The 23,362-nt window shown below is 73.5% G+C and carries 22 protein-coding genes; 10 read left to right on the plus strand and 12 right to left on the minus strand.

The window, feature by feature from the left end; translation table 11 throughout:
* Positions 1 to 51: 51 nt before the first annotated feature.
* Genes IEZ08_RS28485 through IEZ08_RS28510 form a run of 6 tightly spaced genes read right to left on the minus strand, consistent with a single transcriptional unit; the run spans position 52 to position 6,929 of the window.
* Positions 52 to 1,974 (minus strand): serine/threonine-protein kinase, encoded by a 1,923-nt coding sequence (locus IEZ08_RS28485; RefSeq protein ID WP_189243348.1) that lies wholly within the window; start codon positions 1,972 to 1,974, stop codon positions 52 to 54.
* A gap of 36 nt (positions 1,975 to 2,010) precedes the next feature.
* A complete protein-coding gene (locus tag IEZ08_RS28490; RefSeq protein WP_229803592.1) occupies positions 2,011 to 2,805 on the minus strand; it encodes an HAD family hydrolase in 795 nt (264 codons plus the stop codon).
* Complete coding sequence (locus IEZ08_RS28495; protein WP_068925859.1) at positions 2,802 to 3,959, minus strand: ABC transporter ATP-binding protein; 1,158 nt, start codon at positions 3,957 to 3,959, stop codon at positions 2,802 to 2,804. The genes IEZ08_RS28490 and IEZ08_RS28495 overlap by 4 nt, the downstream gene beginning before the upstream one ends.
* On the minus strand, positions 3,959 to 4,840 hold the full coding sequence (locus tag IEZ08_RS28500) for an ABC transporter permease (RefSeq protein ID WP_068925858.1): 882 nt from the start codon (positions 4,838 to 4,840) through the stop codon (positions 3,959 to 3,961). Before IEZ08_RS28500 ends, IEZ08_RS28495 begins: the two co-directional genes overlap by 1 nt.
* The gene (locus tag IEZ08_RS28505) at positions 4,828 to 5,766 is read right to left on the minus strand and encodes an ABC transporter permease (protein WP_229803594.1); all 939 of its coding nucleotides are present in this window, start codon (positions 5,764 to 5,766) and stop codon (positions 4,828 to 4,830) included. Before IEZ08_RS28505 ends, IEZ08_RS28500 begins: the two co-directional genes overlap by 13 nt.
* Positions 5,763 to 6,929: an ABC transporter substrate-binding protein gene (locus IEZ08_RS28510; RefSeq protein WP_203863515.1), complete on the minus strand. Its 1,167-nt coding sequence runs from the start codon at positions 6,927 to 6,929 to the stop codon at positions 5,763 to 5,765. The genes IEZ08_RS28505 and IEZ08_RS28510 overlap by 4 nt, the downstream gene beginning before the upstream one ends.
* A 209-nt stretch (positions 6,930 to 7,138) precedes the next feature.
* On the opposite strand from IEZ08_RS28510, the gene IEZ08_RS28515 reads away from it, so the two are divergent.
* Together IEZ08_RS28515 and IEZ08_RS28520 are read left to right on the plus strand one after the other, a co-directional pair.
* Positions 7,139 to 7,894, plus strand: coding sequence for a GntR family transcriptional regulator (locus IEZ08_RS28515; RefSeq protein ID WP_068925853.1), 756 nt, complete (start codon positions 7,139 to 7,141; stop codon positions 7,892 to 7,894).
* A 131-nt stretch (positions 7,895 to 8,025) separates the two neighbouring features.
* Positions 8,026 to 8,295, plus strand: a complete 270-nt coding sequence (locus tag IEZ08_RS28520; RefSeq protein ID WP_084780556.1) for a DUF6504 family protein — start codon at positions 8,026 to 8,028, stop codon at positions 8,293 to 8,295.
* 89 nt (positions 8,296 to 8,384) lie between these two features.
* Here the strand turns inward: IEZ08_RS28520 and IEZ08_RS28525 are convergent, their stop codons facing one another.
* Both IEZ08_RS28525 and IEZ08_RS28530 read right to left on the minus strand, forming a co-directional pair.
* Entirely contained in the window at positions 8,385 to 9,071 is a 687-nt protein-coding gene (locus IEZ08_RS28525) for a DUF4328 domain-containing protein (RefSeq protein ID WP_068925850.1), read from the minus strand.
* Positions 9,072 to 9,137: 66 nt separating this feature from the next.
* A complete protein-coding gene (locus IEZ08_RS28530) occupies positions 9,138 to 9,791 on the minus strand; it encodes a response regulator (protein WP_203863516.1) in 654 nt (217 codons plus the stop codon).
* A 123-nt stretch (positions 9,792 to 9,914) separates the two neighbouring features.
* On the opposite strand from IEZ08_RS28530, the gene IEZ08_RS28535 reads away from it, so the two are divergent.
* From IEZ08_RS28535 to IEZ08_RS28550, 4 genes are all read left to right on the plus strand, one after another.
* Positions 9,915 to 10,733, plus strand: coding sequence for an ABC transporter ATP-binding protein (locus IEZ08_RS28535; protein ID WP_068925847.1), 819 nt, complete (start codon positions 9,915 to 9,917; stop codon positions 10,731 to 10,733).
* A complete protein-coding gene (locus IEZ08_RS28540) occupies positions 10,730 to 12,739 on the plus strand; it encodes an FtsX-like permease family protein (protein ID WP_189243350.1) in 2,010 nt (669 codons plus the stop codon). The genes IEZ08_RS28535 and IEZ08_RS28540 overlap by 4 nt, the downstream gene beginning before the upstream one ends.
* Before the next feature lie 122 nt (positions 12,740 to 12,861).
* Positions 12,862 to 13,365, plus strand: coding sequence for an RNA polymerase sigma factor (locus tag IEZ08_RS28545; protein ID WP_176728581.1), 504 nt, complete (start codon positions 12,862 to 12,864; stop codon positions 13,363 to 13,365).
* Positions 13,362 to 14,489 (plus strand): hypothetical protein, encoded by a 1,128-nt coding sequence (locus IEZ08_RS28550; RefSeq protein WP_189243351.1) that lies wholly within the window; start codon positions 13,362 to 13,364, stop codon positions 14,487 to 14,489. Before IEZ08_RS28545 ends, IEZ08_RS28550 begins: the two co-directional genes overlap by 4 nt.
* Positions 14,490 to 14,513: 24 nt before the next feature.
* Here the strand turns inward: IEZ08_RS28550 and IEZ08_RS28555 are convergent, their stop codons facing one another.
* Entirely contained in the window at positions 14,514 to 15,584 is a 1,071-nt protein-coding gene (locus IEZ08_RS28555) for an alpha/beta hydrolase family protein (protein ID WP_203863517.1), read from the minus strand.
* Positions 15,585 to 15,755: 171 nt separating this feature from the next.
* Complete coding sequence (locus IEZ08_RS28560) at positions 15,756 to 16,811, minus strand: LLM class F420-dependent oxidoreductase (protein ID WP_189243352.1); 1,056 nt, start codon at positions 16,809 to 16,811, stop codon at positions 15,756 to 15,758.
* A gap of 113 nt (positions 16,812 to 16,924) precedes the next feature.
* Here IEZ08_RS28560 and IEZ08_RS28565 point away from each other — a divergent pair, with 113 nt between their 5' ends.
* From IEZ08_RS28565 to IEZ08_RS28580, 4 genes are all read left to right on the plus strand, one after another.
* Entirely contained in the window at positions 16,925 to 18,412 is a 1,488-nt protein-coding gene (locus IEZ08_RS28565; RefSeq protein ID WP_189243353.1) for a sulfatase family protein, read from the plus strand.
* A 71-nt stretch (positions 18,413 to 18,483) separates the two neighbouring features.
* Complete coding sequence (locus IEZ08_RS28570; protein ID WP_068925837.1) at positions 18,484 to 19,287, plus strand: (Fe-S)-binding protein; 804 nt, start codon at positions 18,484 to 18,486, stop codon at positions 19,285 to 19,287.
* Complete coding sequence (locus tag IEZ08_RS28575) at positions 19,284 to 20,729, plus strand: lactate utilization protein B (protein WP_068925835.1); 1,446 nt, start codon at positions 19,284 to 19,286, stop codon at positions 20,727 to 20,729. The genes IEZ08_RS28570 and IEZ08_RS28575 overlap by 4 nt, the downstream gene beginning before the upstream one ends.
* Before the next feature lie 59 nt (positions 20,730 to 20,788).
* The gene (locus tag IEZ08_RS28580) at positions 20,789 to 21,469 is read left to right on the plus strand and encodes a LutC/YkgG family protein (protein WP_189243358.1); all 681 of its coding nucleotides are present in this window, start codon (positions 20,789 to 20,791) and stop codon (positions 21,467 to 21,469) included.
* 142 nt (positions 21,470 to 21,611) lie between these two features.
* Here IEZ08_RS28580 and IEZ08_RS28585 read toward each other — a convergent pair whose 3' ends face one another.
* Together IEZ08_RS28585 and IEZ08_RS28590 are read right to left on the minus strand one after the other, a co-directional pair.
* Positions 21,612 to 22,673 (minus strand): baeRF2 domain-containing protein, encoded by a 1,062-nt coding sequence (locus IEZ08_RS28585; protein WP_141704202.1) that lies wholly within the window; start codon positions 22,671 to 22,673, stop codon positions 21,612 to 21,614.
* A gap of 8 nt (positions 22,674 to 22,681) precedes the next feature.
* Positions 22,682 to 23,101, minus strand: a complete 420-nt coding sequence (locus IEZ08_RS28590; RefSeq protein WP_084781065.1) for a DUF2795 domain-containing protein — start codon at positions 23,099 to 23,101, stop codon at positions 22,682 to 22,684.
* Positions 23,102 to 23,362 lie beyond the last annotated feature (261 nt).

The raw sequence follows: 23,362 nt of genomic DNA on the forward strand, positions 1-23,362 counted from the left end.
ATTCGTTGTTCCCCCGGAGCGGATCTCCGGGAACCGCGCGGAGCCGGGCCGTCAGGGCTGCTTCTTCGCGGTGGCCGGGCCGTGCATCGTGAAGTTGTCGTAGGACGTCTTCAGGACGGCGCCGCTCTTCTCCTCCACCCTGACGATCATGCCGACCTCCCCGGCGGGCAGCGGGTTCTCGTCCAGGACGGAGTGCACCCGCTCACCGTTGACCCACATGCTCAGGCGCACGCCGTCCTGGCCGCCCGAGCACTCGGCCTGGAGCCGGACGGGCTTGCCCTTCTCCAGCTCCAGCTGGACCGGCTCGCTGAGGTCGCCCCCGGCGCTCTTGACGGCCCGGCGGACCCGGGCCTTGCCGGAGGTGTCCAGTAGGAACTCGTACCGGGTCGCCTCGGTGTCGTCATCGCCCCGGCAGAAGAGCCCGTACTCGCCGGTGCCGGAGCTGCCGCCGCGGACGGTGACGTCCACGCCGAGGAGGAGCCGCGCCGGGATGGCGGGCGTGGGGGTGACCGAAGGGTCGGGGGTGGGGACGGGCGTGGGGGAGGGCTCGGTCAGGAAGGGGACGGGCGCGGGCACGCGCCGGATCCGGTCGTCGCCGTTCACGTCGATCGCGTAGTAGCCCTCGGGCGCGTGGCCGTACTTGATCGTCTGCCCGTCGTACTTGCCGCCGAGCCAGCCGCTGCTCTGGGTGAAGTCGTCCTGGTAGAGCAGGGTCAGATCCGTCGGAGGGCCGCCGGAGGCGAGCGCGAGGTAACCGCCGACCCCGAGGGCCGCCGCGACCAGGGCCGCGACCGTCGCCCCGATCACGACCTTCTTCCGCCTGGCGTCCGGGGCGCGGGAGCCGGGGGCGGCCTGGCCGGGGCCGGACGTGTGCGTCTCGCCGGGCGGCCACGCGGCGGTCGGCCCGGTCTGCCCGGGACCGCCGGAATGGGGGGCCTGTCCGCCGTGGAAGGTCTGGCCCGCGTGAAGCGTCTGGCCCGTGTGGGTCTGCCCGGACCGGTGCGACGGCCCGGCCTGTACGGCACCCGTCCACGGGATGGTCCCGTGCGGCGCGGGCGGACTCTGCGGCGCGGAAGGATTCTGGGACGCGGAAGATCCCTGCGGAGCGGAAGGGCTCTGCTGCCACACCGCCTGTACGGAGTGCGCCGTCTGCTCCGGAGCCGCCGAGCGGCCGACCAGATGGTCGAGCACCTGCTGGGCGGTGGGACGGCGGCCCGGCTCCTTGTCCATGGCGTACGCGACCAGCTCGCGCAGGCCGGGCTCCATGCCCTCCAGCACGGGGTCGGTGTTGAGCACCTGGTAGAGCACCGCGTGCAGCGCCTCGCCGCCGAACGGCGGCCGGCCGCTCGCGGCGAAGGCCACCAGGCAGCCCCAGGAGAACACGTCGCAGGCGGGGGAGACCGGCTCGCCGCGCAGCACCTCCGGAGCCATGTAACGCGGGGTCCCGATCACCTCGCCGGTCCCGGTCACCCCGCTGAGCGTGTCGAGGGCGCGGGCGATGCCGAAGTCGATCACCCGGGGGCCGACCGTGGAGAGCAGCACGTTGGACGGCTTGAGATCGCGGTGCACGACCCCCGCGCCGTGGATCGCGGTCAGCGCGGTGGCCACACCGACCGCGAGCGCGTCGAGGCTGGAGCCTCGGAGCGGACCGCCCGAGCGGACGGCCTCCTCCAGGTTGGGGCCGGGCACGAACTCGGTGACCACGTAGAGCTGGTCGCCGTCGAGCGCCGCGTCCAGCACCGCGGCCGTGCAGAACCGCCGGACCCGCCGGGCGGCGTCGGCCTCCCGGCGGAAGCGCATCCGGAACTGCTCGTGCTGGCTGTACTCCGAGTTGATCACCTTGATGGCGACCTGCTGCCCGTCGGGAGCCTGGCCGAGGTAGACGGTGCCCATGCCGCCCCGGCCCAGCCGGCCGAGCACTCGGTACTGTCCGATCTGGAGGGGATCACCCGGACTGAGGTTGTTCACCGTCATACCTGCCGCTTGTGCCGTCACGTAAGGTGGCTCAGCCTACCGAGATCTCCCCGCCGCCAGCAGTCGCAGCGTCGACAGGTCCACCTGCTCCAGGCTCTCCACGGTCATGGCCACGTCGTACGGCGCCGCCCCGGGCCCGGCCGGGAGGGATTGCGCCGTTCCGGGACGGTGCGAGGACACCGCCACCACCCGGCACCCGGCCGTGCGGGCCGCCGCGATGCCGGTGGGGCTGTCCTCCACGGCCACGCAGTCTCCCGGCTCCACCCCCAGCCCGGCCGCCGCCCTCAGGTAGGGGTCGGGCGCGGGCTTGGCGCGTCCGGCGTCCTCGGCGGCCACCACCAGGCGGAACCGTCCGGCCCCGACCGTGCGGAGAACGATGTCCACGATCCGCCGGGGAGAGGCGCTGACCAGGGCGATCGGCACGCCCGCCGCGCCGAGGCCGTCCAGGAGCCGCAGCGCGCCGGGCAGGGGAGTGACCCCGGCCGCGACCCGCTCGGCGAAGGCGTCGGTGAGCCGGGCCGCGACCGTCTCGACCCTCTCCGCCGGCTCCGTGGTCTCGGCCGTCTCCGCGGTCCCTGCCTCCCTCGTCTTCTCCACGGTCTCCGCCCTGTCCACCGCCGGGGTCCCCGGCCCGCGCCCGTGTCCGCTTCTCGCGCGCCGTACCAGGTGCGCGGCGGTGTGCTCGACCGGGCGGCCCAGCACGGCCTCGCCGTCCGTCCCGGTCAGCTCCACGCCCAGCTCCCCGGCGACCGCCGCGCACGCCTCCCACCACAGTTCCTCGGTGTCCACGAGTGTCCCGTCCATGTCGAACAGGACGGCCCGCAGGCTCACCCCGCGTCTCGCCGTACGGCGGCGCCTGCGGTGAGGGGAGCGGGGGAGGGACGGGCGGAGGGGGCGACCAGGACGGGGCGGCGGACGAGGTCGACCGTCACCGGGGTGCCGGGGGCGAGCCGTACCGCGTCGTGCCCCGGGACGTCGGCGAGGAGCTCCACGTCGCCGAGCCGGATCCGGAGCCGGGCGGAGGAGCCGCGGAACGACGAGGCCACGACGACCGCCCGGCCACCGGAGCCGGGGGACTCCCGGCCTGCCGCGGCGGGTTCCCGGTCCTCGCCGGCGGAGGGACCGTCGCCGGCCATGGGCGTGACGACCACGGCCTCCGGCCGTACCAGCACGTCCACCTCCGGCCCCTCCGGGATCGGGCCGTCCACGGGCAGGAGCCGGCCCAGGACCGTGACCCCGCCGCCGGACAGGCGGCCGGGAAGGTGGTTCATGGCGCCGACGAACTCGGCCACGAACGGCGTCGCGGGCCGGTCGTAGATCTCGGCGGGCGATCCGGCCTGCTCCAGCCGCCCGGCGCGGAGGACCGCGACCCGGTCGGCGATCGACAGCGCCTCCTCCTGGTCGTGCGTCACGAAGATCGTGGTGATGCCGAGGTCGAGCTGGAGCCGGCGGATCTCCTCCCGCAGAGTGACGCGGACCTTGGCGTCCAGGGCCGAGAGCGGTTCGTCGAGCAGGAGCACCCGCGGTTCCAGCGCCAGCGCCCGCGCGAGGGCGACGCGCTGCTGCTGGCCGCCGGAGAGCTCGTGCGGGTAGCGCCCGCCGTGCTCGGGCAGGCCGACCAGCTCCAGCAGCTCGGCCGCGCGGGCGTGCCGCCGGGCGGCGGGCACCTTGCGCACCCGCAGGCCGAACGCCACGTTGTCGCGGGCGTTCAGGTTGGGGAAGAGCGAGTAGGACTGGAAGACCATGCCCGCGTCCCTGCGGTTGGCGGGCAGGCGGGTGATGTCCTTGCCGTCGATCAGCACCGCGCCCGCGTCGGGGTGCTCGAAGCCCGCGACGCAGCGCAGCGCCGTGGTCTTGCCGCAGCCCGACGGGCCGAGCAGCGCCATCAGCTCGCCGGGCTCGACGGCGAGGTCCAGCCCGTCCAGGGCGACCGTGGAGCCGAACACCCGGCGCAGTCCCCGGAACTCGACGCCGGAGGTCTTCATCACGCGTCCTTTCGCTTGGTTCCCGCGCCGGACAGGACCAGCAGCAGCAACCAGGTGATCAACAGGCTGAGGATCGAGACGGCCACCGAGAGCCGGCCGTTCGCCCCGGAGACCGTCACGATCCAGACCGGGAAGGTCTGGTAGCCCAACAGCGCCGCGACGGTGTACTCGCCGAGCACGAGCGCCAGGGTGAGGAACGAGGCCGAGGCGATGGCCGGGCGCAGGTTGGGGATGATCACTCGGAACATCACGTGCGGCCACGAGGCGCCCAGGTTGCGGGCGGCCTCCACGAGCGTGCGCACGTCGACGGCGCGCAACCCGGCGTCCAGCGACCGGTGGACGAACGGCAGGGCCAGCACCACGTAGGCCATGACGAGCACCACGGGGAACGTCTCGTCCTGGATCGCGATCAACGTCGCCCAGAACGGCGTCGCGGCCAGGTAGTCGGGTCCCCAGCGCAGCACGGTGCTGATCCCGGTCACGAAGGTGATCGGCGGGACGACCAGCGGGAGCGTGCAGACCACCTCCAGCACCGGCCGGAGCCGGGGTGCGCCGAGCCGTACGGCGAGCAGCGCCGGCAGGGTGAGCGCCAGCACCACCGCGATCGTGGCCGCGGCCAGGGCGAGGGAGAGCAGCATGCTCGCCGCGAAGCCCTCGGCGGAGAGGATCTCCGCGTAGGTGGACAGCGAGAAGCCCTGCTGCTCGCTGTGGACGGTGAACCAGAACGAGGCGCCCATGGGGACCAGGAAGTAGGCCGCCGCGACGATCAGGACGACCCCGCGCCAGACACGCCTGCGTGCCGGGCGCCCCGGGCGAGCCGGCGCCCCCGCCGCGGGGGCCTCGCCGGCGTCTCCCGGAAGGATCGGGGTCACCGCAGCCATCGGCCGCTCCTCCTCTGCAGGGGCAGATAGACCGCCATCACGAGCGCCGCCACGATGATCATGTCGAGGCTGAGCGCGAGGGCGATGTTCTCGTGGCCGATCAGCACGTCACCGGTGAGCGCGTCGGCGATCTGCAGGGTGACCAGGGGGACGGTGCTGCCGACCATGGCCTTGGCGGTGGCGTAGGCGGCGAAGGCGCCGCCGAACAGCAGCACCGTGCCGCCGAGCAGCGAGGGGGTCAGCACGGGCACGCCGACGTGCCGCCAGTACTGCCAGGCGGTGGCGCCGCTGTTGCTCGCCGCCTCCCGCCACTGCGCCTTCAGCCCGTCCAGGGCGGGCACCATGACCAGCACCATCAGCGGGACCGAGAAGTACAGGTAGACCACCGCCAGGCCCCAGAAGGTGTAGAGGCTCCAGCCGTGGGCGTCCAGCCCGAAAGCCTGGGTGAGAACACCCGAGTTGCCCAGTGTGGCGACCCAGGTGAACGCCAGCGGCACGCCCCCGAAGTTGGCCAGCACGCCCGAGGCGGTCAGCACCGTCTCGCGCAGCGCCCGGAACCGGGAGGTGACCACGGCCTGGGCGAGGAAGGTGCCCAGCACCGCGCCGAGCAGCGCGACCACGGCGGACAGCTGCACGCTGCTGACCAGGGTGTTCAGATAGGCGCCCTGGAGGCTCCCGGCCACGTTGGCGGTGCTGAAGGACGAGAGCCGGGTCTCCGGGTCCCGGACGGTGAAGGCGCCCAGCAGCAGCGCGACCGCCGGGATCCCGAACGCGACCGCGGTGAAGGCGAGCAGGGGGACGGCCGCCGGCCAGCTCCCGGGCCGGTTGCGGCCGCCGCGGACCCGGGCGCGGCGGCCACCGCTCGCAGCGGCCGCGCGCCCGGTCTCCCCGGTCTCCCCGGGGTCTCCGGTGAGAGAGACCATCATCCGCCGACCGCGGCGCCCCAGCCGGTGGCCAGGACCTCCTTGGCCTTGTTGATCTGGGCCTCCGTCGGGAAGGCCGGCTCGCCCTCGACCGGGGGCAGGTTGGCCGCGGCGGCCTTGTCCACCGAGCCGTCGGCCTGCATCGCGGGCAGCAGCACCGGGCGGGCGAAGCCGCCGAGATAGAGGTTCTGGCCCTCGGGGCTGTAGAGGAACTCCTGCCACAGGCGGGCGGCGGCCGGGTGCGGGGCGTCCTTGTTGATCGCCTGGGCGTAGAGCTGGAAGTACTTGCCGTCGGTCGGGACGACGGTCTTCCAGTCGATGCCCTTGCCGGCCATCACGGGGCCGTAGGCGGCGTTGTTGTAGTCCCAGTCGATGCTGATCTGGGTCTCGCCCTTCTCGATGGTGGCCGGGGTGGTCTCCACCGGGTTGAAGTTGCCGGCCTCCTTCAGCTTCTTGAAGAAGTCCAGGCCGGGCTGGATGTCGTCGAAGGAGCCGCCGTTGGCCAGGGCCGCCGCGTAGACGCCGCCGAAGGCCGAGCCGGACTGCGTCGGGTTGCCGTTCAGGGCGACCTTGCCCTTGTACTCCGGCTTGAGCAGGTCGGCGAAGGTCTCCGGGCACTCGGTGATCTTCTTGGCGTCGCAGCCGATCGAGATGTAGCCGCCGTAGTCGTTGGTCCAGAGGCCGTTCGGGTCCTTCTGGTTGGCCGGGATCTTGTCCCAGGTCTGCACCTTGTAGGGAGCGAACAGGCCCTCGGCCGCGCCGCTGATGGCGAAGGACTGGCCGATGTCGAGCACGTCGGGAGCGCGGTCCTGGCCCTTGCGCGTCTTCACCGCGTTGATCTCGTCGGCGCTGGAGGCGTCGGGGGTCTCCTCCTCGATCTCGATGCCGTACTTCGCCTTGAAGGTCTCGATGATCTTGCCGTAGTTGGCCCAGTCGTGCGGCAGGGCGATGACGTGGAGCCTGCCCTCCTTCTTGGCCGCCTCGACGAGCTTGTCCATCCCGCCGAAGTCGGCGGCGGAGGTGGCGGTCCTGGCGTTCACGCCGGGGGCGGAGCCGCTGCCGGCGGTGCCCTCGGGGGTGTCGGTCTGCGGGGCGGCTCCGCACGCCGCGGTCCCCACCAGGAGAAGAGCGGCCAGGCCGGCGGTACGGATTCGGGAAGCGATCACGATGTCTCCCAGCGGGGGTGTCGCGCGATATGCCATGAAACTAGGCGAACTTGTCTGAACAAGCTAGGCCCGGTGCCCCGGTCTCCGGTTTCCTCCGGATGAACGGCCGACGTCCATGTATGGAATGTAAGGACCGCTCCTTCAGCGGTGATCGATCCTTGCCTAGTGTGGAGGCGGAGCCGACAGCCGGTGCGCACAGCGAGGGAGTTATGGCCGCCCGGTACGCACAGATCGCCGGAGAGCTGCGCGACTCGATCACGCGCGGCGAGTACGCCGTGGGCGCCCAGCTGCCCTCCGAGGCCGAGCTCGCCGTCCGCTTCGCGGTCTCGCGCGGCACCGTCCGCCAGGCGGTGGCCGTGCTCGGCGCCGAGGGGCTGGTCGGTTCCCGGCAGGGGGCCAGACGCATCGTGCTCGGGCGCGAGCGCAGTCAGAGCTTCGCCGAACTGCACAGCTTCGCCCAGTGGGCGTGGTCGATGGGCTACGAGGTCGGCGGCCGGGTGCTCCGGCAGGACCGCCGGGCCGCGGACGCCACGGAGGCCGCCCGGCTGGCCCTGCGCCCCGGTGATCCGGTCCTGTCGGTGCTCCGCCTCCGTTCGCTGGAGGGCGAGCCGGTGATGCTGGAACGCACGGTCTACGCGGGCTGGATCGCCCCGGCCGTCGAGCGCCTCGACGCCGACTGCGCGTCGGTCACCCGGGCCCTCCGCGAGAGCGTGGGGCTGGTCTTCGCCTACGGGGAGCACCTCCTGGACGCGATCGCGGCGGGGACCGAGGACGCCCGGCTGCTGGCCGTACGGCGGGGCAGCCCGTTGTTGCGGCAGCGGAGGGTCACCACCACCCCCGAGGGCCGCCCGGTCGAGTGGTCCGACGACCGCTACCGGGCGGGCAGCGTGGCCTTCGGCGTCCGAAACTCGGTGGACGCCAACCCTCTCGTCCGGCAGGTGGGGGAGCTGCGCCCGTCCCCGTGAGCCGGGGGAGAGCCGTTCCGCGGGCGATCGGACGGGACTTGCGCCGACCCCTGGTGAGAACGTATGTTCGAGAGATGAAGACCCGTCTTCCCCCGGGTGATCGTCCCGAAGCCGCGGGGGGAAGATCCGCCTTGAGCAGACTCTACGGCGACCCGATCGAGGTCTGGACCCGTGAGGGGGAGCCGATTCAGTTCGTCTGGCAGGACCGGCTCTACGCCGTCCGCCGGGTGGTCGACCACTGGGTGGTCGCCCGAGAGTGGTGGAAGACCTCCGAGGACGATCCCGGAGAGCGCCGCTTCTGGCGGGTCGAGGCCAGCCCCGGCCGTCGCCTGGGCACCTACGAGCTCCGCTTCGACACCGCGGGTGAGGGCTGGCTGCTGATCAGGGCGTGGGAGCGCTGAGGCGCGGCACCGCCCGTCCTGATCATCGGCCCGGCCCGGCCCGCCCGTCAGGACGCGCGGGCCGGGACACGAGGGCCGGGCCGCGCCGGTCAGGACGCGGGGGTGCCGATGTTCGGCACGGCCTGCTGGAGGGCGGGCGCGGCCTTGGCCGGGCGCCGGTGCCGGGCGCCGGACGTCTGGGCCCCGGTGATCTGCTGGACGGTCGCCGCGCACAGCACCGCCGACAGGGCCACGGCGGCCAGCTCGGCCGGGCCGAGGCCGGTCAGGCCCGTCGCCGCGTGCGAGCTGAACGGCAACCGCACGATCAGGACGATCGCGGCCAGCCAGCTCAGCCACCAGGCGGCCAGCAGGGCCAGCCAGTGGCTGCGACGGCCCTCGGCCGGCCGGCAGCCCTGCCAGAGGCGGTCCAGCAGCACCGGCGGGGCGGCCAGGTTGACCACCGGCACGAACCAGCCGCCCAGCAGCGACCTCACCGACGGGGCGGCGGGGCCGGCTCCCGGGCGCATCCGGACGAGCCAGAGCAGATAGGTGATGATCACGGAGATCGTGGCCGCCCCGGCGGACAGGATCAGAAGGGCGAAGACGGTCGCCGCCCCGGCGACGGCACGGGCCCCGGAGGCCTGGGCGTCGGCGTCGAAGGCTGCGATCTCCAGTGCCAGCCGTGCCCCCCGTACCTGTTCGAACACGACGAGGGCGGCGACGGCGAGCACCTGGACGGCCAGAGCCGCGTAGACCGCCGAAGCGGATCTCCTGCGTGAGGGCGAGAGCGGGCGCATGTGAATCTCCCCCCGGCATGCGCTGAAGGACCTGCCCTTCTTCTATCCCTCCGGAGCCTTTCCCAATCAACTCACCACGCCGGACTCCCAGGCCCAGGCGGCGATCTCCACGCGATTCCTTGCCCCGAGCTTGGCCTGGACGCTGCCGAGGTGCGTCTTGACCGTCGAGAGCGAGACGAACAGCTCCGCGGCGACCTCCTGGTTGGTCCGGCCCCGGGCCACCAGCCGGACCACGTCGAGCTCCCGCTCCGTCAGCGGATCGACGGGCGGCCGGACGGCGCGGCCCGCCGGGGGACGGGCCAGGTGCTCCAGCAGCCGTACGGTCACCGACGGCGAGACCAGCGCGTCCCCGGCCGCCGCCGCCCGGATCGCCTCGATCAGCAGGGCCGGGCCGCTGTCCTTGAGCAGGAACCCGGTCGCCCCCGAGCGCAGCGCCCCGTAGACGTACTCGTCGAGGTCGAACGTGGTGACGATGACCACGCGCATCGGGTCGGCGACCCCGGGCCCGGCGAGGATCCGGGTGGCCTCCAGCCCGTCCAGCCGCGGCATCCGGATGTCGAGCAGGCACACGTCGGGCCGGAGCCGCCGCGCGTGCTCCACCGCCTCGGCGCCGTCCGCGGCGGTCGCCACGACCTCCATGTCCGGCTGGGCGTCCAGGATCATCCGGAAACCGGTCCGGACAAGCTCCTGGTCGTCGGCGATGAGAACCCGAATCGTCACGTGATCGATTCTGCCAGCCGCCCGGTGGAGGCAGACCATCGGCCGTTCGGACGAGACCTCCGGGGGAGGATCGGACGCCCGGCCGATCCGCGGGGGCGCTCCCGGACGGGAGAGTCGTTCACCATGACGGCTGTTGTTCTTGAGGGATTCGACCTGGTGAAACGGTTCGGCTCGACCGTGGCGCTGGACGGCGTCGGGCTGGCGGTCGGGCGCGGCGAGGCTGTGGCGATCATGGGACCGAGCGGGTCGGGGAAGTCCACCCTGCTGCACTGTCTGGCGGGGATCACCCGGCCGGACGCGGGTGAGGTGCACCTGCTCGGGCAGCGGGTGGACGCGATGGGGGAGCGGCAGCGCAGCGCCCTGCGCCGGACCCGGTTCGGGTTCGTGTTCCAGTTCGGCCAGCTCCTGCCCGAGCTCCCGGCCGAGGAGAACGTCGCGCTGCCCCTCATGCTCGGCGGGACGTCCCGGGCCGAGGCCGTACGGCGGGCGCGGGAGTGGTTCGGCCCGCTCGGGCTGGGCGGCATGGAGGGACGGCGGCCCGGCGAGCTGTCCGGCGGACAGGCCCAGCGGGTGGCGATCGCCCGCGCGCTGATCACCCGGCCCGCGGTGGTCTTCGCCGACGAGCCGACCGGCGCGCTCGACCAGGCCACCGGGCACGACACGATGCGCCTGCTGGTGGAGGCGACCCGGGGCAACGACGCCTCGCTGGTGGTGGTCACCCACGATCCGCAGGTGGCCCGCTGGTGCGACCGCACGGTAGAGGTGCGCGACGGCCGCATCCTCACCGGCGCGGGCACGGCGGCCGGGCCGTACCCGGGGCATGACGCGCGGGGTTACCCCGGCCATGATGCCCAGGCTCATCCCGGCCATGACGTGCGGGGACATCCCGGAAACGACGGGCCGGGCTCCCTGACCCGGATCCTGCCCGGGAGGAACGGATGAGCGGGCTGCTGGGGCTGAGCTGGCGGCTGCTGCGCGGCGGCGGGCGCCGGGGGCTGCTGGGCGCGGGGCTGACCGCGGTGGCGGTGGCGGTCAGCACCGCGCTCCTGATCTTCTCCGTCTCGGCCAACGTGGCCTTCCAGGGCCGGGCCGAGCGGGAGGCGTGGCGCAACCCGGTCGCGGCGGGCACGGCGGCCGTGGCCGTCCAGGCGGTGCGCAAGGACTATGTGCGCGACCGGACCGTCACGGTCGTGGACCTGGCCGTGCTGAAGCCCGGGACGGCCCCGCCGCCCGGCCTGGACCGGCTTCCCGCCCCGGGCGAGGTCTGGTTCTCCCCGGCGCTGGCGGAACTCGCCCGCGAGCTCCCGGCCGGTGAGCTCGCGGGCCGGTTCCCGGAGAAGGTCGCCGGGACCATCGGGGACGAGGCGCTGGTCCACCCCGGCGAGCTGGTCGCGGTCCGCGGCCAGGCGCCGGACTCCCCGATCATGAGGGCCGCGGCCACCGGCGACCCGCGCGACGGGTTCCCGCCGACGCGGGTGGCGGACTTCACCGGGACCCCCTCGCCCGACGCCCAGGCGTACCAGGCGCTCGCGCTGATCGCGACCGTGCTCATGGCCGTGCCGCTGCTGGTGTTCGGGGGCGCGGCGGCCCGGCTCACGGTGGCCCGCCGCGACCAGCGGCTGGCCGCGCTGCGGCTGGTCGGCGCCACCCCCGGACAGGTGGTGACGATGACCGTCGCCGAGGCGGTGATCACCGCGGTGGCCGGCGCGGTCGCGGGCACGGTCCTGTACGGCCTGCTCACCCCGTTGCTGGCCGGGATCGAGATCGGGGGCGGTTCCTGGTTCGCCGCCGACCTGTGGCCGGACGTGCCGTACACGCTCGCCGTCCTGGGGGCCGTGCCGCTGCTCGTCGGCCTGTCCGCGGTCGTCGGGCTGCGCCGGGTCGTGGTCAGCCCGCTGGGCGTGGCCCGGCGGGAGACCCCTCCGGCCATGCGGGTGGTCCGGGTCGTCGCGCTGCTGGCCGTCCTGGCGGTGGTGCCCACGCTCGGTGCCGGCTCCGCGGCCGGGGTGGTCGCCGTCGTGCTCGGCCTGGCGTTCCTCGCCATCAACCTGACCGGCCCCTGGGTGGTCGGGGTGATCGGCGGGATCACGGCCCGGACGGCGCGCGGGCCCGCCCGCCTGCTGGCCGGGCGCCGCCTGGTCGACGACCCCCGGGCGGCCTGGCGGACCGTGAGCGGGGTGGCCATGACCGGGTTCGTGGCCGGGTTCATCGGGTTCCTGAGCCCGTCGAGCGGCCTGCTCGGGGACGCGGACGCCGCCACCCTGCGCGTCACGGTCCCCACCGCCCAGGCGTCCCAGCTCACCGCCGAGGCCCGGGAGCGCCTGTCGGAGGCGGGCGTCCCGGCGCGGGTGGCGGTGACGGGCACGGGCGAGAGCAGGTTCCTCGCCGTCACCGTCGGGAAGCCGGCGCGGGCGGACGAGACGGCGGCGGACGAGACGGCGGCGGACGAGACGGCGGCGGACGAGGCGGCGGTGGACCGGGCCAGGACCGCGCTCGGCGGACTGGTCCCCGGCCGTACGGCCACCTCCGCCGCCGACGAGGAGCGCTTCGGCGTCCTGCTGCTGAAGGACGTCGGCACCGGAACCGTCGTCGTGCTCACCGTCTCGTTCCTGGTCGCCGTCGTCAGCGCCGGGATCACCGCGGCCTCCTCGATCCTCGACCGCCGGCAGACCTACGCCCTGCTCCGGCTGGCGGGCACCCCGCTGGAGGTCCTCAACCGGGCGCGCCGCGCCGAGACGCTCGTCCCGCTGGCGGTCATGGGCGGCGGATCCATCCTGGTCGGGATGTTCTGCGCCGTGCCGTTCTCGTTCTCCTCGGTGAACATCGGCGGGATGACCATCCTGCTGGTCTGCGTGACCCTCGGCTTCGCCGGGGTGATCGGCGCGGGCGCGGCGAGCGCCCCGCTGCTCCGCTCGGTCACCGCCGACCCCGCCCCGCGCCCGGACTGAGGACCCCTGCCCCGCTCCCGCACTGAGGGGCCCCGCCCCTCTCCCGGGAGCGGCAGACCGGCCCGGGAGGATTTTCTCCGCCCGGGCCGGTAATCGAGGGCCCCGGAGAGGGACTACTGGGTGTGGACGATCCCGAAGCGCGGTTCACCGCGCTGTACGACCGGCACTACCGGAACGTGCTCGGCTACGCGTTGCTGCGGGCCGAGCGGCAGGCGGCCGAGGACGTCGCCAGCGAGACCTTCCTGATCGCCTGGCGGCGGCTGGACAGCGTGCCGGACCGGCCGCTGCCCTGGCTGCTGGGCGTGGCCCGCAACCTGCTGCGCAAGCACCACGAGCGCGGCCCACGGTGGGTGACCTCCGCCGAGCGGCTCGTCGCGCTGGTCCCGGAGGGGGACGTGGCGGATGAGGTCTCCGAGCGGCGGGCGGCGCTGGAGGCGCTCGCCGTACTCCCCGAGCACGAGGTCGAGGCGGTGATCCTGGCCAGCTGGTACGGCCTGGGCCCGGCCGAGGCCGCCAAGGTGGCGGGCTGCTCGGCCCGGGCGTTCTCGGTCCGGCTGCACCGTGCGCGCCGCCGTCTGGCCGATGCGCTGAACCTCGCCCGTACGACCCTTCAGGAGCAGAGATGACGACCGACGACCTGATCGTGGCCCTGCGCCCCGACGACGTCCTGGACGAGACCTACCGGCGCCGCCGCGAGGCCGATCTCGCCCGTGTCCTGGCCACCCCCCGGCCCCGCCGCACCTTCCTCCGCGTCCGCTCCCTGCCCCGGGGGACGCGCCTGGCCCTGGCGGGCACGGCCGTCGCGGGGCTGGTCGCGGCCGTGGCCGTACCGGCGGCCGTCACCGGTACGGCGTCCGGCGAGCCGGGCGGAGGCGGGGTCCTCTCCGGATCCTCGGCCTCTCCCGAAGCCCCGGCCGCGCCCACCGTGACACTCGACGCCCGGTCGCTCCTGCTGGCGGGGGCAGAGCGGGTGGCGGACGAGGGGGAGCCGCGGGGCCGCTACTGGTTCGAGCGGACCCGGACCTTCGAGCCGGTGGAGTCCGGCGCGGTGGTCGCGCACTCCGACGAGCTCTGGTACGACGGACGCGACGGCAGCGGGCTGTTCAACCAGGATGTCGAGGTCGCCTTCGCCGACCGGGCCGACGAGGCCGCCTGGAAGGAGAAGGGCTCCCCGCGCCTGTGGCCGGGGCCGCAGCGGCGGGACTTCTCCCGGATCTCCCTGAAGTGGGAGGTCGGCGACCGGACGCTGACCATGGACGACGTCCGGCGGCTGCCCGGCGACGCCGGGGAGCTCGAACGGTGGCTGCGGGCGGCGCACCGGGCCGGCGGGGACGGGTCCCTCCCGTCCTTCCCGGCCTTCGCGTTCGGCGCCGCGCGCCACCTGCTGTCCTCCCCGGCGTCCCCGGCCACGCGCGCCGCGATGTTGCGGATCCTCGCCGCCCAGCCGGGCCTCACCCTGCAACGGGGGGTCACCGACCCGCTCGGCCGCACCGGCGCCGCGGTCACCCTGGAGGACGGCGCCGTCCGGCTGGTCGTCGACGAGTCCGGGGCGCGCCTGCTGGCCTTCGAATACCGGGGCCCGGACGAGGACCCGGACGAGGACCCGGGCGGGGATCCGGGTGAGAGCCCGGACGGGGAGGCCCCCGGGGACGGCCGCACCGTGCACCTCCCCTTCCGCGAGGGATTCAAGGTCGCTTACGAGTCCTCGGGCTGGGTCGCCGCCCCCGGCGCCCACCCCCGGGCGCGGTGACCCGCACCCGCAGGCCGGGAGCGCTCACTGCTGCGCTTCCAGGCTCTCCACGTAGCGGCGCATGTCGTCCAGGTATCCCTCGACGGTCAGGGAGCGGGGGGCCGCCAGAGCGAGGACGAGGGCCCGCAGCTCCGAGTCCTCGACGTCCTTGCGCGCCATGGAGTGGGTGGCGTCGGGATAGCGCCGGACCTGGAGCTGACCGGGCCGGGTCAGGAGCCTGCGGTAGGTGTCCTCGGTCTCGTCGACGTCGACGTTGACGTCATGCCCGCCCAGCATCAGCAGGACCGGGGTCCGCATCTCGGCCAGGTCGTCGGAGGCGTCGGAGGTGTAGTTGGTCATGACGAACCGCCAGCGGTCGGGCGTCATGCCGTCCACGTCGCCGACGGCGGCCCGGTACCGCTCGAAGGTGGACCCCTTGCGCAGGTGCTCCAGCGTCTCGTCGCTGCGGGCCACCGCGGCCCTGGTCTCCTCCGGTGAGGCGCCGCGCTCCTTCAGCTCGGCCAGCAGGTTGTAGCGGCCCTGCCGGAGCCAGTTGATCGCCGGGGAGACGGCGATGACGAACTTCAGGCCGGGCGTGCGCGCGGCGACCTCGGGCAGCACCCAGCCGGCCTGGCTGGCGCCCCACAGCCCGATCCGCGCCGGGTCGACGTCCGGCAGCTTCTTCGCCCAGGCGATGGCGGCCATGGTCTCCTCCGCCCGGTCCTGCATGCTCTGGTGCAGCCAGTTGCCCGGGGCGCCCGCCAGTCCCGGCTTGTTCCACGACAGCGAGGCGTAGCCCGCGCGTGCGAGCGCCTCCCAGGCCGGGCGGTAGAAGGTGTCGTGCGTGGCGTCGATCGGACCGTCCCCGTGGACGAAGACCACCAGCCCGTACGGCCCCCGCCCCCCGGTCGGCCAGGCGATCACCCCCTTCAGCGGCTGCGCGCCGCCGGTGATGGTCACCTGCTCCTCCCGGATGTCGTAGGTGTGCTGGTACACCACCCACCCTCCGCCGGCCAGGAGCAGCGTCACGACGACCGTCAGGGAAAGCAGCAGCCGGCGCGCCCACCGGCGTCGTCCGGTGGTGGCGGAGGTGGATGTGGACGGTGCGGGACCCATTGCGTCTCCATGGCTCAAGATAAAAACTATCGCTACATGAACGAACGTAGCACATTCGATAGTTTAAGAGGCGAGGAGATGCCAGGAAGGGGTGGGAGGGTGACCGGCGCGGCGCGGCGCGGCGCGGTGTGGCACGGCGGGAAGGGACGCCGGCGGCGGAGCGGCCGGCGGCTAGCCCAGGACGAGGTCGCGGACGACCTTCAGGGAGGGCTCGTCGTGGGGGCCCATGACCAGCAGGGTGCTCACCGGGCTCCTGCGCCACGGTTCCAGGCGCTCGCGGATGCGGCCGGGCGGGCCGACCAGGGAGATGCCGTCGGCCAGCTCGTCGGGGATCGCGGCGAACGCCTCGTCCTTGCGCCCGGCCAGGTAGAGCGCCTGGATCTCCTCGGCCGCCTCGGCGTAGCCCATCCTGCCGATGATGTCGGCGTGGAAGTTGCGGCTCTTGGCGCCCATGCCGCCGATGTAGAGGGTGAGCATCATCTTCACCCCGTCCAGGGCGGCCCGCACGTCGTCGGTGATCACGGTCATGACCATCGCCGCGATGTCGAAGTCCGGACCGGCCCCCGCCAGGGACGGTCCGTACATCTGCTCGATCTTCTCCGGGAACACGAAGAGCGGGAGCCAGCCGTCGGCGATCTCGGCGGCGAGGGCGACGTTCTTCGGTCCCTCGGCGCCCAGGTAGAGGGGGATCTCCGGGCGCAGGGGGTGGGTGATGAGCTTCAGCGGCTTGCCGAGACCGGTGACGCGGCCGCGCCCGGGGCCCGCCCCCGGGCCCTCCTCCGGACGCAGCGGGAGCGGGTAGTGCTCGCCGTCGCCGGTCACCGGCTCCTCGCGGCGCCACACCTTGCGCATGATCTCGACGTACTCGCGGGTGCGGGCCAGCGGCCTGCCGAACGGCATGCCGTACCAGCCCTCGACCACCTGCGGGCCGGACGCGCCGATGCCGAGCAGCAGCCGTCCGCCGGTCAGGTGGTCGAGCGTCATCGCGGTCATCGCGGTCGCGGCCGGGGTCCTGGCCGAGATCTGCGCCACCGAGGTGCCCAGCTTGATGCGCGAGGTGCGCGCGCCGTACCAGGCCAGAGGGGTGAAGGCGTCGCTGCCGTAGGCCTCCGCGGTCCAGACGGACCCGTATCCCAGGCGCTCGGCGGCCTGGACGAGTCCGGTGGCGTCGGCGGCGTGCCGCTGCCAGTAGCCGAGGTTCAGGCCGAGGTTCAGGTCGGTCGTCATGTCGGGCCCTCCGTCCGGGTACGGCTCCGTAATTAGAACACGTTCTAACTTGTCGGTCGAGAGCGGGACGGGAGGGGGGTGTCGGGGGAGGGCCTTTGGGGAAACGTGAACATGTGCTGAACGCCGCTCGCAAGGTGCTGTGCCTGATCCTGCTGTTCACGCTGGGGGCCTCGGGAGGGCTTCCGGTGCTGGCGCAGGTACGGGACCGGCCGAACATCGTGTTCATCCTCACCGACGACCTGGGCACCGGCGATCTGGAGAGATTCCCGAACATCTGGAACGAGTTCGTCTCCGCGGGGACCGGCTTCGAGCGGTTCTTCGTCCCCAACTCCTGGTGCTGCCCGTCGCGTTCCTCCATCCTGCGCTCGCAGTACGTCCACAGCCACGGCGTGCTGACCAACACCGCGCCGGAAGGGGGGTTCACCCGGTTCCACGACTCGCGACTGGAACGTTCCACCGTGGGCGTGTGGATGCAGCAGGCGGGATACCGCACCGCGCTGATGGGCAAGTACCTCAACCACTACCCGGGCCAGGCCGCCCAGGCCGCCCACGTGCCGCCCGGATGGGACGAGTGGCACGTACCGGTGCGCCGCCTCTACGAGGAGTACGACTACACGCTCAACGAGAACGGCGTGCTGAAGGAGTACGGCTCCGCGCCGGAGGACTACCTGACCGACGTGCTGAGCGCGAAGGCGAACGCGTTCGTCTCCCGGGACGACGAGCCGTTCTTCCTCTACCTCGCCCCGGTCGCCCCGCACCTGCCCGCCAACCACGCCCCCCGGCACCACGACGCCTTCGCCGGCGTCACCGCCCCCCGGGCCCCCTCCTTCGACCAGGAGGACCTGTCCGCCGAGCCCGCGTGGCTCAGGTCGCAGGAGAGGCTGACCGCGAGGGACCAGATGAAGATCGACAGCATGTACCGCGACCGGCTGCGGGCCATGCTCGGCGTGGACGACATGGTGGGCGCCCTGGTGGAGACGTTGCGCGCGGCGGGGAAGCTGGAGGACACCTACCTGTTCTTCGGCTCCGACAACGGGTTCCACCTGGGTGAGCACCGGCTCCGCCAGGGCAAGACGACTCCGTTCGACGAGGCGATCCGGGTGCCGATGTTCGTCCGGGGGCCCGGGATCGAGCAGGGGGGCGTCATCGAGGAGATCGCCTCGACCGTGGACCTCGCCCCGACCTTCGCCCACCTCGCCGGGGCCCCGCTGCCCGACTTCGTGGAGGGCCGTTCCCTGCTGCCCCTCCTGCGCGGCTGGATCCCCGACCGCTGGCGGCAGAACGTGCTGGTGGAGTTCAACCGCCCGGTGAACGAGGCGTCGGCCCGCCAGACCCCCGTCCCCGCCTACCGGGCGATGCGCACCGCCCGGCACACCTTCGTCCGCTACGAGACCGGCGAGTACCAGCTCTACGACCTCGTCGGCGATCCCTACCAGCTCCGCAACCTCGCGGGGCTCGTCTCACCGGCGGTGATCGCCGAGTTCGACCGCCGGCTCGACGCGCTGGCCGCCTGCTCCGGAGCCGGCTGCCGGGAGGCGGACACCCTGTCCTCCCCGGACTTCGCCGTCCCGCCGCCCGGCTGGAGCATGACCGTGGGCTGACCATGGGCTGACCGTGGGCCGGGCGGCGGCCGGACCGTACTGTGGTCGCACCACCGGACGGAAGGAGCGCCGTGCGCGTCGCCCTGTTCATCACGTGTGTCAACGACACGCTGTTCCCCGGCACCGGGCGGGCGGTCGTGACGCTGCTGCGCCGCCTCGGATGCGAGGTCGCCTTCCCCGAGGCGCAGACCTGCTGCGGCCAGATGCACCTCAACACCGGGTACCCACAGGAGGCGACCCGGCTGGCCCGGCACTTCACGGACGTCTTCGCCGGTTACGACGCGGTCGTCACCCCCTCCGGGTCCTGCGCCGCCATGGTCCGCGAGCAGTACCCCCGGCTGGCCCGCGCCGCGCCGGGGCCCTCCTTCGCCGACGCGGTGGCGGAGACGGCGCCCAAGGTCCACGACCTGCCGGAGTTCCTGGTCGACGTCCTCGGGGTGACCGACGTCGGCGCCTCCTTCCCGCACCGGGTGGCCTACCACCCGACCTGCCACTCCCTGCGCGGGCTCCGCCTCGGCGACCGCCCCGCCCGGCTGCTGGGCGGCGTCAGGGGCCTGGAACTGGTCCCGCTCCCCGGCGCGGAGGAGTGCTGCGGCTTCGGCGGCACCTTCGCCGTCAAGAACCCGGCCGTCTCCGCCGCCATGTGCGCCGACAAGGTGCACAACGTCATGGCCACCGGCGCGGAGGTGCTCTGCGCCGCCGACAACTCCTGCCTGATGCACATCGGCGGGACCCTGCGCCGCCAGCGCGCCGGGGTACGGGTCATGCACCTGGCCGAGATCCTCGCCGCCACCGAGGACGACCCCGGGACGGGCAGGGGAGCGAAGGCGGGGACGGGCTCGGGGACAGGCGCGGGGACGGGAGCCGCCCGGTGAGCGGGGTCTTCCTCGGCATGCCCGCCTTCCCGGAGAACGCCGCGGCGGCCGTACAGGACTCCCAGCTCCGGTTCAACCTGCGCAGGGCCACGCGCACCATCCGCGGCAAGCGGGCCGCGGTGGCCGGCGAGCTGCCCGACTGGGCCGCGCTCCGGGACGCGGGAAAGCAGATCAAGGACCACACCCTGCGCAACCTGGACCGCTACCTCCTCCAGCTGGAGGAGGCCGTCACGCGGGCCGGAGGCCGCGTCCACTGGGCCGCCGACGCGGCCGAGGCCAACCGGATCGTCGCCGGGCTGGTGGAGGCCACCGGCGAGACCAGCGTGGTCAAGGTCAAGTCGATGGCCACCCAGGAGATCGGCCTCAACGAGGCCCTCGCCGAGCGGGGGATCACCGCCTACGAGACCGATCTCGCCGAGCTGATCGTGCAGCTCGGCGACGACTGGCCCTCGCACATCCTCGTGCCCGCGATCCACCGCAACCGCTCCGAGATCCGCGAGATCTTCCGGGAGAGGATGGGGGAGTGGGGACGGCCCGCGCCCGAGGGGCTGACCGACGACCCCCGTGCCCTGGCCGAGGCCGCCCGGCTCCACCTGCGGGAACGCTTCCTCGCCAGCGAAGTCGCGATCTCCGGCGCCAACTTCATGATCGCTGAGACCGGGACGCTGGTGGTCCTGGAGTCCGAGGGCAACGGCCGGATGTGCCTGACCCTGCCGCGGACGCTCATCAGCGTGGTCGGCATCGAGAAGCTGCTGCCGACCTGGCGCGACCTGGAGGTCTTCCTCCAGCTCCTGCCGCGCTCGTCCACCGGCGAGCGGATGAACCCCTACACCTCCACCTGGACCGGGGCGGCCGAGGGCCAGGAGTTCCACCTCGTCCTCCTGGACAACGGCCGCACCGCCGTCCTCGCCGACGAGGTCGGCCGCCAGGCGCTGCGCTGCATCCGCTGCTCGGCCTGCCTGAACGTCTGCCCGGTCTACGAGCGCGCGGGCGGCCACGCCTACGGTTCGGTCTATCCCGGCCCCATCGGCGCCATCCTCACCCCGCAGCTGCGCCGCTCCGGGACCGTCGCCTCACGCGACCGCCTGCCCCCGTCCGCCACCCGGGATCTGGACGCCTCGCTGCCCTACGCGTCCTCCCTCTGCGGCGCCTGCTTCGAGGTCTGCCCGGTCGCCATCGACATCCCCGAGGTCCTCGTCCACCTGCGCGCCCAGGCCCCGCACCCGCGCGCCGAGCGGCTGGGCATGCGGGCCGCCGGGTGGGTGTTCGACCGCCCGGTACGGCTGGCGCGCGCCCAGCGCCTCGGCGGACGGCTGCGCCGGTTCCTGCCCCGGCGCCTGCCCGGCCCGCTGTCCGCCTGGACGGACACACGCGACATCCCCGATATCCCCGCGGAGTCCTTCCGTGACTGGTGGGGCCGGACCGGAGGAGGCACCCGGTGACGCGTTCGCAGGGCTCCCGAGTACCGCAGGGTTCCCAGACGTCGCAGAGCTCCCAGGAGGTGCAGGACTCACAGAACTCACAGGACTCACAGAACTCACAGGGCTCGCGTGACCGCATCCTGGCCAGGATCCGCGCGGCGGTCGCCGGAGCACCGGAGGTCCCGGTCACCCGCTCCTACCGGCACCGCGTCCCGCCACCGGCCGGTGGGACGCCCGGGGAGGCGGTCGAGCTGTTCGCCGAGCGGGTGGCCGACTACCGGGCCGTCGTGCACGTGGTGGAGTCCGCGCGGGCGGCCGAGGTGATCTCCGGGGCCCTCGCACGCCGCGGAGCCCGCCGCGTCGTCGTGCCCGGCGGCCTGCCGGAGGAGTGGGCGCGGGCCGTGGGGGCGCATCCGGGCGGTGAGGCCGTACCGGACGACCCGCCCCTGTCGGCGGCGGAACTGGACGCCCTCGACGGCGTCGTCACCGGATGCGCCGCGGGCATCGCCGAGACCGGCACGATCGTCCTGGACGCGGGCCCCGGCCAGGGGCGCAGGGCGCTGACGCTGGTGCCCGACTACCACCTCTGCCTGGTGCGGGCCGGGCAGATCGTGCCGGGCGTTCCCGAGGCGATCGCCGCGCTCGACCCGCTCAGGCCGCTGACCTGGATCAGCGGCCCGTCGGCGACCAGCGACATCGAGCTCGACCGGGTCGAGGGCGTGCACGGTCCCCGCACGCTGGAGGTCGTCATCCTGCGCTGACCGGATCCCGCGCTGACCGGGCCGTGCGATGCCCGTGCGGCGGCCGGACGCCGGACCGGCCGCGAGACGGCGGCGGGCGGGGTACGGCCCGCGGACGGGGCCGTACCCCGCCCGGAAGGCCGGGTGGGCGGGGCCGTACCCGTCAGAAGCGCAGCAGAGCCGCGACCTCGTCAGGCGCCTCAAGCCTGGGCACGAAGACCAGATGGGCGTTGGTCATGGCGACCGCCCTGGCCAGCGCGGCGTCCGCGCGCTCCTCCACGGGCTCGCTCACGCCCCACTCGCGCAGTTCCTCCCGGTCCGTGGCCAGCTGGCCGCCTTCCGGGCCGATCCACACCATGCCGTCGGCGTCCGAGTGGTCGACCATGAGCAGGGTGTCCACCCGCCCTTCCCGGAAGGCCTTGGTGACGGCCGGCAGGCCCTCGGCCGCCAGTCCCTTGGAGAGGGCCTCTCCGTAACGCTCCATCAGCGCGTCCTGCCGCCGGTCGAGCCAGCCGTCGATGGCCGCCTCCACCTCCTTGTGGAACGGGAAGAGATCGGTTCCGGCGGCCCTGCTCCCCTTGTCGACCACGACGAGGCGGTCCAGCGCCTCCTGGCCCAGGTTCTGCTGGAGCAACGGCCTGGACTGCGGATCACCGGCGACGATGACCAGCTCGGCGTGCATGCGGCGGACCTCCTCGTCCACCGCCTCGGCCACGGCCCTGGCGTTGCGTGCCCAGGCCTCCTCCACGCTGTTCTCGTAGCGGCGCTGGGACCATCCGCCCTGCGCGGTCTTCTGCAGCGGCCAGTCCTCCTCCTGGATCGTCGTACGGCGGGGCGAACCCTCCCCGACCACGATCACGTCCGCGCCCGTGTGGTCAATGATCACCTGCACGTGCGGGACGTTCTCGCCCCGCTGGGCCAGCAGCGGCATGACGTGCGGGAGCGGGGACCAGCGCGCGGTCTCCCTGCGGGGCTTGTCGGGCAGCGCCTCGGTGTAGAGGACCTCGCCGCCGCAGGCGAAGGCCGCCCGTCCCGGAGCCGCCAGGTTCACGTCGGTGAACACGGCCTCCAGCGCGTCCAGGGTCGCCTGGTCCGCGCCCTCCAGCCGCTCGGCCATCGCCTTGGAACGCAGCTCGAGCCGCTGCTCGCCCTGCGGGACGGCGCGGCCGGTGTCGAGGTACACCGACGCGAACGGCCCCGTCCGCTCGTACAAGGACTGGAGCATGTCCAGTTTCATCCTTGGTCCCTCTCCTCCGTGCCGTACCCCAGCGCCTGCGACACCTCGGCCATGTTCACGTAGGTCGCGTTCGGCAACGACCGGAGCTCATCGATGATCGGGTCCGGCGCGCCCTGCATCTCGGCACGGGACAGCAGGGCGTCGCGGTCGGCGGGGAAGACGTCCATGCCGCTGATCCACTTCGCCAGGTCGCTGCGGCGGTCGGCCCCCTCCGGGGTGAGGCCGCGCGGCACGCCCGGCTGGCGGTCCGGCGGGCGGTTCGCCGGCGCGGTGCCCTCCTCGCCCGGGGCGAGCGTGGGTTCGGGCTGCTTCCACTCCTGGGCGTGCGTGGTGCCCCCGCCCCGGGTCATCCCCTCGGTCTCGTGCTGCTGCTGGTCATCCAGGCGCGGGCCATGCTTGGCGCTTCCGCGTTCCATCATTCCTCCTAGAGAAGGAACTGCCGGGTTCACCCAGCAGGGGAATCGCTTCCCTGTTACGGTCTAGGTGCTTGAAACGGTCGGGGCTCGGCCGTCGCCCGCCTCGTCTCAAGGGAGGCGGAAGCCGCTTCCCTCGCGGGGCGGAGGAGTTACGGCGGTCACCCCCTTCATACGGTTGCAACCGCCCATACCCGGCCGATGGACGACAAACATCGTGGTTATCCGGGCTTGCCCTCTCGCGAAGAGTCTTGCCTCCCGCAT

The sequence above is a fragment of the Planobispora rosea genome (assembly GCF_014648175.1).
GTDB classification, from domain to species: Bacteria; Actinomycetota; Actinomycetes; order Streptosporangiales; family Streptosporangiaceae; genus Planobispora; species Planobispora rosea.